The 10,909-nt window shown below is 66.0% G+C and carries 12 protein-coding genes; 11 read left to right on the plus strand and 1 reads right to left on the minus strand.

Annotated elements, in window-relative coordinates; genetic code table 11:
- The first annotated feature begins 88 nt into the window (after positions 1 to 88).
- The 10 genes from FV220_RS11425 to FV220_RS26375 all read left to right on the plus strand — a co-directional run bounded on the left by FV220_RS11425 (position 89) and on the right by FV220_RS26375 (position 8,524).
- Positions 89 to 877 (plus strand): alpha/beta fold hydrolase, encoded by a 789-nt coding sequence (locus FV220_RS11425; protein WP_147831441.1) that lies wholly within the window; start codon positions 89 to 91, stop codon positions 875 to 877.
- Between the two features lie 67 nt (positions 878 to 944).
- Positions 945 to 2,582, plus strand: a complete 1,638-nt coding sequence (locus FV220_RS11430; RefSeq protein ID WP_147831443.1) for an MFS transporter — start codon at positions 945 to 947, stop codon at positions 2,580 to 2,582.
- Between the two features lie 116 nt (positions 2,583 to 2,698).
- Positions 2,699 to 3,727, plus strand: coding sequence for a GlxA family transcriptional regulator (locus tag FV220_RS11435; protein WP_147831445.1), 1,029 nt, complete (start codon positions 2,699 to 2,701; stop codon positions 3,725 to 3,727).
- A gap of 151 nt (positions 3,728 to 3,878) precedes the next feature.
- Positions 3,879 to 4,889, plus strand: a complete 1,011-nt coding sequence (locus FV220_RS11440; protein ID WP_147831447.1) for a GTP-binding protein — start codon at positions 3,879 to 3,881, stop codon at positions 4,887 to 4,889.
- 37 nt (positions 4,890 to 4,926) lie between these two features.
- Positions 4,927 to 5,436, plus strand: coding sequence for a DUF1097 domain-containing protein (locus tag FV220_RS11445; RefSeq protein WP_147831449.1), 510 nt, complete (start codon positions 4,927 to 4,929; stop codon positions 5,434 to 5,436).
- Between the two features lie 11 nt (positions 5,437 to 5,447).
- On the plus strand, positions 5,448 to 6,182 hold the full coding sequence (nthB, locus tag FV220_RS11450) for a nitrile hydratase subunit beta (protein WP_147831451.1): 735 nt from the start codon (positions 5,448 to 5,450) through the stop codon (positions 6,180 to 6,182).
- Positions 6,183 to 6,310: 128 nt separating this feature from the next.
- The gene (nthA, locus tag FV220_RS11455) at positions 6,311 to 6,934 is read left to right on the plus strand and encodes a nitrile hydratase subunit alpha (RefSeq protein ID WP_147831453.1); all 624 of its coding nucleotides are present in this window, start codon (positions 6,311 to 6,313) and stop codon (positions 6,932 to 6,934) included.
- A gap of 10 nt (positions 6,935 to 6,944) precedes the next feature.
- Entirely contained in the window at positions 6,945 to 7,277 is a 333-nt protein-coding gene (locus FV220_RS11460) for a nitrile hydratase accessory protein (RefSeq protein WP_147831455.1), read from the plus strand.
- A gap of 216 nt (positions 7,278 to 7,493) precedes the next feature.
- Positions 7,494 to 8,207: a hypothetical protein gene (locus tag FV220_RS11465; protein WP_281406085.1), complete on the plus strand. Its 714-nt coding sequence runs from the start codon at positions 7,494 to 7,496 to the stop codon at positions 8,205 to 8,207.
- A gap of 41 nt (positions 8,208 to 8,248) precedes the next feature.
- The gene (locus FV220_RS26375; RefSeq protein ID WP_281406086.1) at positions 8,249 to 8,524 is read left to right on the plus strand and encodes a hypothetical protein; all 276 of its coding nucleotides are present in this window, start codon (positions 8,249 to 8,251) and stop codon (positions 8,522 to 8,524) included.
- Between the two features lie 586 nt (positions 8,525 to 9,110).
- On the opposite strand, the gene FV220_RS11470 is transcribed toward FV220_RS26375, so the two are convergent.
- Positions 9,111 to 10,049 carry an alpha/beta hydrolase gene (locus FV220_RS11470; RefSeq protein WP_147831457.1) on the minus strand — a complete coding sequence of 313 codons (939 nt, stop codon included), beginning with the start codon at positions 10,047 to 10,049 and terminating at the stop codon, positions 9,111 to 9,113.
- 97 nt (positions 10,050 to 10,146) lie between these two features.
- On the opposite strand from FV220_RS11470, the gene FV220_RS11475 reads away from it, so the two are divergent.
- A complete protein-coding gene (locus tag FV220_RS11475; RefSeq protein ID WP_147831459.1) occupies positions 10,147 to 10,896 on the plus strand; it encodes a LysR family transcriptional regulator in 750 nt (249 codons plus the stop codon).
- Positions 10,897 to 10,909 lie beyond the last annotated feature (13 nt).

Below are 10,909 nucleotides of genomic sequence, written 5' to 3' on the forward strand. Positions count from 1 at the left end.
TCACTTAGAATATTCGATACGAGCACCGCCAGTCTGGCTTCCGAGTTGCGCTGTGTCCAGGGGTCAAGCAACCCTCCGGAGCATCGGCGTGACGAAGATCGAGCAGCGACTGATTGGGGATAGCGTCGTAGAGATCACGGGTCAGGGACCCGCGATCGTCTTCGTGCATGGTTTCACGACCACCGCCGAGTTCTGGAAGGAGCAGGTCGCGCCGTTCTCGCAGGATCGGCGGGTCGTCCGCGTCAACCTGCCGGGCCATGGCGTCTCCCCGCATCCGGTTGACCGGCACTACACCATCGACGCGTTCGTGGCGGACGTCGAACGGGTCCTGGATGCCCTCGACATCGGATCGTGCGTCCTGGTCGGACTGTCCATGGGCGGAACGATTGCCCAGCGCTTCACCCTAAGGAACCCAGACCGCGTCACCACCCTGGTGCTGGTCGGCGCGACGCCGCACGGCCTCGGACCCGACGTGAAGGTCGAGAACGTCCTTGCCGCCATCGCCAACGTCGGCGTCGCCAAGGCGAGCCAGAACGTGATCGAGAGGTCCTTCGCCGCTTGCGCCTCCGCCTCGCTTGTAGAATGGGCGAAGAACGAGGTCGTCCAGACCCCCGACCATGTCGCGCGCGCGGCAATACGGTCCCTCAATGACAGCGACAGCCGGTCTGAGCTTTCCGCGATCAAGGTCCCGACTCTCGTGGTTGTCGGCGCCGAGGATGCAATCACGCCGCCGGCCCAGTCCCGCGCGCTCGCCGACGGCATTCGGGGGAGCGTGCTCTCCGTGGTCGCCGATGCCGCGCACTTCCCGATGATCGAGCAGCCGGACGCCTTCAACGCGGTCCTCGGCGAGTTCCTGGCCCGCCACGCGTCCCGCTGACCTCGGGGCCGACCCGGGAATGCGCGCTTCATCCAACGCCTGAAACCCGAACGACGAGGGGATACCGATGTCGACCAGTGCCATCACTCCAATCGGCGGCCAAGGCTCCGCACTCCACCCACCGGCCCCCGGCATCCACGATCCGGCCGGCACCCGCCGCGTCGTGTTGGCCGCCGCCCTCGGCACCGTGTTCGAATGGTACGACTTCTTCATCTACGGAAGCCTCGCCGCCTTCTTCGGGGTGCTCTTCTTCCCGCCCGGCAATGAGACTGCGGCCTTCCTGGCGTCGCTGGCCACCTTCGGGGCCGGGTTCGTTCTCCGGCCGTTCGGCGCCCTCGTGTTCGGCCGCCTCGGCGACGTCGTCGGCCGCAAGCGCACCTTCCTCATCACCATGCTGATCATGGGCCTGGCGACGGCCGTCGTCGGCCTGTTGCCGACCTTCGCGCAGATCGGGTGGTGGGCCCCCGTCATCCTGGTTTCCCTCCGCCTGCTGCAGGGCTTGGCGGTCGGCGGCGAGTTCGGCGGCGCCGTCACCTACGTGGCGGAACACGCCTCACCCGGACGTCGCGGGTTCCTCACGAGCTGGATCCAGATCACCGCGACCGGCGGCCTCCTGCTCTCGCTCCTCGCCATCCTCGTGTGCCGCAACGCTATGTCGCCCGAAGCCTTCGCCTCCTGGGGCTGGCGCATCCCGTTCGTCGGGTCCCTCGGCCTGCTGCTGCTCTCGCTCTACATCCGGCTCAAGCTGCATGAATCCCCGGTCTTTAAGCAGATGCAGTCGGAGGGCAAGACCTCCAAGAACCCGATCAAGGAAGTCCTCGGCGAGAGGCGCAACCTGCGTATCGTACTCGTCGCGATCTTCGGTGCCGTCGCGGGCCAGGCCGTGATCTGGTACACCGGCCACTTCTACAGCCTGTATTTCATGACCAACACGCTGCGGCTCGATGCGAGCACCGCGTACATCTACCTGACGGTCGCGCTCGTCCTGGCGACCCCGTTCTTCGTTGTCTTCGGCTGGCTGTCCGACGTCATCGGCCGCAAGTGGATCATCGTCGCCGGCTGCGCCCTGTCGGCGATCCTGTTCATCCCGATCTTCAACGGGCTGATGACCTACGGCAATCCTCGCCTCGCGACGTTCCGGGCAAGCCATACGGTGGCGCTACGGGGGCCCGAATGCATCGCCGAGCAATCGGTCGTAACGCAGCTGTTCTCCCCTGCGAAAACCACCCCCTGCTCGAAAGCCAAGTCGTTCCTGACCGCCTATGCCGTGCCGTATACCGTCACGTCGGGTGACCGTTTCACCGTGCAATTCGGCGAACGCACGTACGATGGCTTCGACGAGCCGGTCCTGAAGGCCGCCCTCGTCGAGGCTGGGTTGCCGCTCAAGGCGGATCCGGCCCAGGTCAACGCCCCGATGATGGTGGCGCTGCTGTTCGTCCTCGTCTTCCTGGCGACCATGGTCTACGGCCCTCTCGGGGCCATGCTGGTCGAACTTTTCCCGACCCATATCCGCTACAGCGGCGTGTCGGTCGCGCTGCAGTTCGGCAATGGCTGGATCGGCGGCTTCGCCCCGCTCATCGCCGCCTCGATGGTGGTAAGCGCCGGCGATGTCTTCGCGGGCCTCTGGTATACGGTGGTCATCGCCGCCGTCACCGCGGTCGTCGGGGCCCTGTTGCTGCGCGAGACCAATACTGCGCGTCTCTGACAGACCATCCCCCGCCGCCCGGTCTCCGTGCGGCGGGGTCACGCGTCCGGTCGCCTCGCCATCGGCTTCCCCGGCCGACACCATTGAACCGCCCATGTCCCGGGACCGCAGACGCGATGCAAGAACTCGAACGTCGCGTGATCAACGTCGGCATCGTCGCCCCGGGCGGGTCCCAGTCCCTCGACATCGTCGGTCCGGTGGATACGTTCTCGCAGGTCGGCCGGATCCCTGATGCAGGGGTCAGCTACGCGGTCTCCCTGCTCGGCACCGCCCCGGGCCCGATCCGCGCATCGTCCGGGCTCCGCATCCTTCCGGACCGGCTCATCGGCGAGGCGGGCGAGACTTTCGACACCCTTCTCGTCGTGGGCAGCCCCGACGTCCAGGACGAGACGCAGGACCTCGCCCTGAGGGATTGGCTGCTGGAAAAGGCGCCGACGACGCGCCGGATCGCCTCCATCTGCAACGGGGCCTTCATCCTGGCCGCTGCCGGCCTCCTGGAAGGCCGGCGCGCGACCACGCACTGGCAATACGCAGGCGCGTTGGCGGCACGCTACCCGGGGGTCCATGTCGAACCCGACCGGATCTTCGTGCGGGACGAGCACGTCTACAGCTCGGCCGGCGTCACCGCGGGCATCGACCTCGCGCTCGCCCTCATCGAGCAGGATTGTGGATCCGGCGTCTCGCTCGCCGTCGCACGGGCCCTTGTCGTATTCCTGCGCCGACCGGGAGGGCAATCGCAGTTCAGCGTGCACCTCCGCGCCCAACTCACCGAGCAATCCCAACTCGGCGGGATATCCGATTTCATCCTCGCCAACCTGTCCGAGGATCTCTCCCTGGCGCGTCTCGCCCATCGGGCAGCCATGAGCGAGAGAAGCCTGATGCGCCTCTTCCGGGAGGAACTGCATACGACCCCGGCCCGGTACGTCGAGGCGGCGCGTGTCGAGGCCGCCCGCAGTATCCTCGAAACCGGGACGACGAGCATCCAACAGGTCGCTCACCGATGCGGATTCGGATCGACCGACACCCTTCGCCGCGCTTTCCTGCGCCACTTTGGGATCGCCCCGGGCGACTATCGTCAGCGTTTCCAAGGCCCGGCGCGGAACGTCGAGACAAAGTCCGACCAGGCTGACTTGCGTATTCGGTAGGCAGGATTTGTCCACGCCTGAAGCACGTCGGCGGACCTGTCGAGATCTGCATCCCGTTTGGCGGAAATTGCCGCATCGCCAAGCTGGTCACCGACCTTCGCCGGTCCTAGTCTTTCTTTCGAAACAGCACGACTTACGAGGAGTACGTCTGATGTCGGAGACCAACGGCAAAGTCCCGGTTACGGTCCTCACGGGCTTCCTCGGCTCCGGCAAGACCACGCTCCTGAACCAACTGCTGGCCCAGGACGGGGCGGAGGGGACCGCCGTCATCGTCAACGAGTTCGGGGCGGTCGGCATCGACGGCCAACTCGTCGTGGGCGTCGATGAGGACGTCATCGAGATCAACAACGGCTGCATCTGCTGCACGGTGCGGGCGGATCTCGTCTCGACCATCGAGCGTCTCCTGACGCGGCCCGAGCGAGTGCGTCGCATCCTGATCGAGACGACGGGCCTCGCCGATCCGGCGCCCGTCATCCAGAGCTTCATCCTCGACGAGCGGCTCCGGGAGAGCACGGAACTGGACGCGCTCGTCACGGTCGTCGACGCCCTCCACAATCCCATCTGGCTCGCCATGGGCGAGGAAGCGGAGGCGGCCGGCGGCGAGAACATCGCGGGCGACCAGATCGCCTTCGCCGACCTCCTGATCCTAAACAAGACCGATCTCGTCGACGACGAGACGCTCGCGCTCCGCCAGAGGGACCTGCGCCGCCTCAATCCCCTAGCGCGCATCCTGCGCGTCCGCGACGGGACGGTCGCGGCCGCCGAGGTGCTGGGCATCCGCGCCTTCGACCTCAAGAACGCCCTCGCCATCGAGCCGGAGCTCCTGTCCGACCTTGAGCACGAGCACGACGACGCCATCACGAGCGTCGCGCTGACGGTTAAAGACGACCTGGACCCCGCGACGTTCTTCAAGTGGCTCAACGGTTTCGTTCAGGCAAAGGGGTCCGACATCTTCCGGATCAAGGGCATCGTGCCCGTGCGGGGGGAGGCGCGCCGATACGTCTTCCACGGCGTCCACATGACGTTGGACGGCCGCCCCGGGCGTCCGTGGCGCCAGGGCGAGATGCGCCGTGGCGAGATCGTCTTCATCGGGCGCAACCTCGACCGGACCGCAATAGAGACCGAGGTGCGCGCCTGCATCGCGAGGCGGGCCGCCGCCTGAAGACACGTCCCGCCTCAACCAGACAGGAGTGCCCCGGATGCCCCCCACGCTTGCCCTCGCCACCAGCATCGCCGTCCTCGGAGGCCTCGACACCTACCTTACGGCCACCGCCCTCCCGATCCCCGTCTGGGTCACCTTCATCGGATGGGCCTCGTTCTTCGCCTGCGGTGGCGGCGTTCCCGGGCTGGTCAAGTCTGTCGCGTCGAACTGGATCGGCATCGTCATCGCGAGCCTATGCCTGCTCGTGATCTCGTTCGCACCGGGTTCACCCGTGGTCGCGGCCGTCTCGGTGGGCGTCGGCAGCGGCCTCATGATCCTCGCCGCGTCGGCTGGGTTCCTCGGCTATCCGCCGGCCATCGTCTTCGGCTTCGCCTGTCTCGTCGGCACGACGCAGGCGACGGGTCACGGCGTCCTTGATGGAGGGATCACCCATCCCACCCTCGTGGCCGGGTTCTCGATGCTGGTGGGGGCCCTCTTCGGCATCGTCTCCGAGATGCTGGCGCAGGCGCTGACCCAACGTTCCACCGCCACCGCGACTGTTCGCTAAACGGAGGTCACATGAAACTTCAGCATACCCTCGGCGGCCTCGAAGGCCTCGACCCCGTCGCACCGGAACTGCGCGTCTTCGTCGAGCCCTGGGAGGAGCGCATCTTTGGCATCCACACGGCGATGATGGCGCTCAGCACCCAGATCAAACTGCCGCAGACGTCGAGCACCTTCCGGACGGTGTGGACCTGGGCGGACCTGCGCAAGGGTGCGGAGGCGATGAACCCGTTCGACTACTTCAAGTACCGCTACTACGAAAAATGGCTCGGCGGGATCTCTGGCTACTTCGTCGCCAACGGCTACATCACGCAGGCCGAGCTCGACGCCCGCACGGACGAGTACCTCGCCGATCCGGGGAAGCTCCTATCGACCGGCGGCACGCCGGAAGTCGACGACCGCATCCACAAGTACCTCATCGACGGGGACTCGCCCTGGCATGAATGGGCGGACAAGCCACGTTTCGCGGTGGGGGACACCGTCCTCATCGGCGATCCGCCGACTGTGGAGCACACCCGCCTGCCGGGCTACCTGCGCAATAAGGTCGGCGTCGTCGAGACCGTCTACGACGACGCGTTCAGCTATCTGTGCTCGACCGGTCCGGACGGCATCGGTCCTGCCATGCCAGTCTACTGCATCAAGTTCGATCCGAAGCACCTGTGGCCAGGCAACGCCGAGCCGGGCTTCCTCATCTACGCCGACCTGTTCGACGCCTACCTGCGACCGTTGGAGCAGCAAGCCGCTGCATAGATCCGACGCCTTCGACGGGCCTACTCGTCGAGGTCCATCCACGCGTCCGCCCGGTGACCAACCACAGGACGTCGCACCCCGGTCCTCCGTCGGCGGCGTCGAACCGGCATCGAGAAGGCAGAAATCCCATGAAAGATCGTTTCGCCTATCCGCAGGACCGCGAGAAGCGCAATGCGGCGCGCGTGCGGGCCCTAGAAGCCCTGCTGATCGAGAAAGGCGTCATCACGGACCAGACCGTGGACAAGGTGATGCAGACCTTCGCCACCGAGATGGGCCCCTTCAATGGCGCCAAGCTCGTAGCCCGGGCCTGGGTCGACGACGCCTTCAAGGCGCTGCTCGTGACCGACACCATGGCGGCCGTCACGCAACTCGGGCTCCCGACCGGAGCGGCAGGAGCCGAGGGCGAGCACATGCGGGCCGTCGCGAACACGCCGGACGTCCACAACCTCATCATCTGCACGCTTTGTTCCTGTTATCCATGGCCGGTCCTGGGCCTCCCGCCCTACTGGTACAAGGACCCGTCCTTCCGTGCCCGCGCGGCACGTGAGCCACGGGCAGTGCTCAGGGAGTTCGGGCTTGAGGTCGAGCCATCGAAGGAAATCCGGACCTGGGACAGCTCGGCCCAGGTCCGCTGGTTCGTCGTGCCGGAGCGGCCGGACGGCACCCAGGGAATGAGTGAGGACGAGCTCGCGGCCCTCGTCACCCCGGAGACGATGATGGGCGTGGCCATCGCCTTGCCGAAGGCCGCGTGAGGCGGCTGCCATGCAGACGAGCTTCGAGCACTTCGCCCTCGCCAGCATGATGGGGCAGGCCGATACGCCCCCCAAGGCCAATGGCAGCCTCTGCTTCCATCAGCCTTGGGAGCGGCAGGCGTTCGGCCTCGCCGTCGCGCTCGCCCGGGACGGTCATTTCGAATGGGAGGAGTTCAGGCAGGCCCTGATCGCCGAGATCATCGCGTGGGAGGCGTCCCACGCCCGTGACGACCCGGAGTGGGACTACTACGAGTGCTGGCTGGACGCCCTGGAGCGCGTGATGCGGTCCCAGGTCCTGCCCGGTCTCGCGACGGCCGATCCCGCCGGGCGGGTCATGGACTGATGTGCGATTCGGGGGGCGCCCCGTCGGACGCGATGCCCGCGCCGATAGGGGACGCACAGCCCTACAAGAACCGCCGGTACGTTCCGGGGTGGCGGGAAGTGTCTCGAAGAGTGGCCGCGGCGAGCCGGGGCGCGTTTGGCCAACCGGAGCGAGCACTTGACGTCCACATTTCCCCTAGGCCCTGACCTGCCTAGCTCGGTGCTACGGCGGATTGGCGTGCTGTACCTGTTCCTGGTTTCCGCCAACGTCGCGGCCTGGGCATGGGCGTACGACCTCTTCGCGGGCAACGCAGCCCTGCTCTCGACGGCGCTGCTGGCCTACGTCCTGGGACTGCGGCACGCGGTCGATCCGGACCACATCGCGGCCATCGACAACGTCACGCGCAAGCTGATGCAGTCGGGCCAGCGACCGGTCGCGGTCGGTCTCTGGTTCGCGCTCGGTCATTCCACCGTCGTCGTTGTCGCGGCCGCGTTCGTCGCACTGGCCACGACCAGTATGCTCGACGTTCCGGGGCGATACAGGGAGCTCGGAAGCCTGGTCGGAACGGGCGTGTCCGCGACGTTCCAGATACTCATCGGCCTCGTCAATTGCGTCGTCCTCGCTGGGGTCTGTCGCTCCTTCCTGCGCCTACGCCGCAGTGGGAGTGACGCGCAGCAGGATACTGAGCCCATGGCGCACCACCATGGCGTCCTGACCAGGATCCTTCGTCCCCTGTTCCGGCTGATAGCGCGCCCCTGGCAGATGTACCCCTTGGGCCTGCTGTTCGCGCTCGGCTTCGAGACCGCCACGGAAGTCAGCCTGTTCGGCCTCGCGGCGGCACAGGCCGGAAGCGGGGCAGACCTATGGCTCGTCCTGGTGTTCGCGGCCCTCTTCACCGCCGGCATGACGCTGATCGATGCCACCGATGGCGTGTTGATGCTCAGAGCCTAAATTGGGCATTCGTGCAGCCCCAGCGAAAGTTGGTCTACAACGTGACCGTCACCCTACTGTCCGTCGTGTTCGCCCTGGGCATCGGGACTTACGAGGCCCTGGATCTCGTCGCCGACAGGTTCGGCTTACGAAGCGGGATCGGCACCTGGCTTGGAAGCCTGTCCCACCATTATGATACGCTCGGCTTCGGGATCATCGGCGCCTTCGTCCTCGCCTGGTCGGTCTCCTGGCTCATGCATCGCCGGGGTCGGTCGAACCGTGTCGAACCCGCCTCGACCGAGTGGCTTGCGGACGGTCGGGGGCGATCCCCGGTCTAGAATGGGACCTATCCGTCTGAATTTGGTGGATCGTACCCATGCCAGCGGACTGCTCTAGACCCCCGGCAAGTTCCGGGAAGGCCTGCAACAAGCGGCTCGATGTGACAGAGGGTACGACCGGTTAGGCAGTATTCCGTCCGCCCGCTTCCGATCTCGTGTCGCTCGCAACCGGCGTCCGACGAGCTTTCGGCGGACCTGAGCCGGAGATCGTGCGGACGGCTTCTAGCCGACGTTACCGGACGACACACATCGGCAGTGGCGTAGCGGCACGGTAATGTTTGCGGCTGCTTGGGCCCAAATAGGTTGGAGTCAAAACGTCCGCTTCTGGATCACCGGCCGGGGTCCGCTCCACGCCCCGGGCCAAAATTGCCGGACAGCTTACGAAGGGCCGGTTTCGGGAAGCGCTCGCGGCGGTTCTAACGGCCGGCTTGGGTCGGCTCCTGCCGGTCCGGTTCACCTCCAATTCAGGCGGTTTGCGGTCTGTCTGCTTCCGGGCGACAGAACAGCAAACAGGCCATCCGACCGTTAAGGGAAGCGGGCCGGCGATCCTGTCTAGCGACATGCCGTAAGAGGTCGCCTCGTCAGGTCACGAACCAACGTGCGCCGAACCGGTCGCCTGTTCGAGGAACGTAGCGGCGTTAGCCACTGCCGCCCTGCCTTCAACAAGCTCGGCCTGGAACATGTGCCAGACGTGGAACATGCCCGGCCAGATCTCCAGCGAGACGCGAACCCGGTTCTCACCCAGGTGTGATGCGAGCCTGATGGCGTCGCTGAGCATCAGTTCTGCCTCGCCGATCTGCACCAGGATCGGGGGTAGCCCTCGGACGTCGGCGAAAACCGGCGAAGCCTCCGGGCTGTTCGGCAGGGCGCCGCCGAGGAAGGTTCGAGCCATCAGGTCGAGGCCCGCCTTGGTGTTCAGCGGGTCGAGGCCCTCGCGGTTGAACATGGATGCACCGGTATGTTCCAGGTTCGCCCACGGGGAGAGGGCGGCCCCGCCAGCCGGCAGCGGCACGCCCGCATTGCGGGCCATGACCATCACCGTGACCACCATGGCTCCGCCTGCGCTGTCCCCCGCGAAGGTGACCGACCGGGGATCCTGGCCCTGATCGATCAGCCAGCGGTACGCAGCGAAGGTATCCTCAATCGGGGTCGGAAACGGATGCTCCGGAGCGAGCCTGTAATCCGGCAGGTAGACCCGCGCCTTCATCGCCTTGGCGAAGGCGCCGGCCAAACCATGATATCCGCCCGGTCCCCCGACGATGTAGGCGCCCCCGTGGATGTAGAAGAGCACCCGGTCGCCAGCGACCTCCTCCGGCGTCACGAGGGTGCCTGGGACGCCGCCCATTTCGACAGGTTCGATCCGAACGCCGTCGGGCGTCGGATGCCCTGCCATCTTGTCGATGTAGCAGCAGCGGATCTCCTCCAACGTCACGTCCTTGTTCTCGCCGAGGATGACGGATCCGAGGTCCTGAAGGCTGCCGGCCCACTGGTCGAGCCGATGGGTCATGAGATCGCTGAAGGCCATGATGCACGCTTCCTGGAGCTGATAATCCGTTCAGGTGACCCATATACGCCGTTGATTGGCGAATGCCCGTCAACACTCCGGGGACGGTCCAGCTCGCATGTCATCAAGAAACGTCGGCGACATCGCAGCGTTCGTGGCGGCGGCGGAAGCGGGCAGCTTCGTCGCTGCCGCGCGCATCCGGGCAATGACGAGATCTGGGATCGCGAAGAGCGTGGCGCGGCTGGAGAGCCGTATCGGCGTGCGGCTGTTCCATCGGACGACGCGAAGCCTCGCCCTAACGGACGATGGCCGTATCTTCCTTGAACGGTGCACCCGGATCCTATCGGATCTTGAGGATGCGGAGCTATCGATGGCCGACGGTGGCGGCGAACCTCAGGGCATACTCTGCCTCACGGCTCCGGCCACTTTCGGACGGGTGGTGATCCTGCCCGTGCTTAATCGGTTCCTGGCGGCGTGGCCAAAGCTGCGTGCCGAGGTCAGCCTCACCGACCGGGTCAACGACATCATCGACGATGGCTACGACTTGGCGATCCGTATCGGAGATCCGCGCGAGAACGGCAGCTTGATTGCCAGGACGTTGACGCGCCAGCAGGATGTCGTCGTGGCAAGCCCGGGCTACCTTTCCACGCGGCCGCTTCCCCTGCACCCGGACGACCTGATGGACCATGCCTGCCTGAGCTATCTTAGCGCTGGCCGGCACCGTAGTTGGCGCTTCGCCATCGAAGGTAAGACCTGGCCTGCTTCCGGTTCCGTGGACACCCAGTCTGGGTGTCATAATGGAATCGGAGGTGTGGAATGCAGCGTCGCAAGTTCAGTCGTGAGTTCAAGGTCGAAGCGGTTCGGCTGATCAAGGAGCGGGG

This window comes from Methylobacterium sp. WL19 (assembly GCF_008040005.1).
GTDB classification, from domain to species: Bacteria; Pseudomonadota; Alphaproteobacteria; order Rhizobiales; family Beijerinckiaceae; genus Methylobacterium; species Methylobacterium bullatum.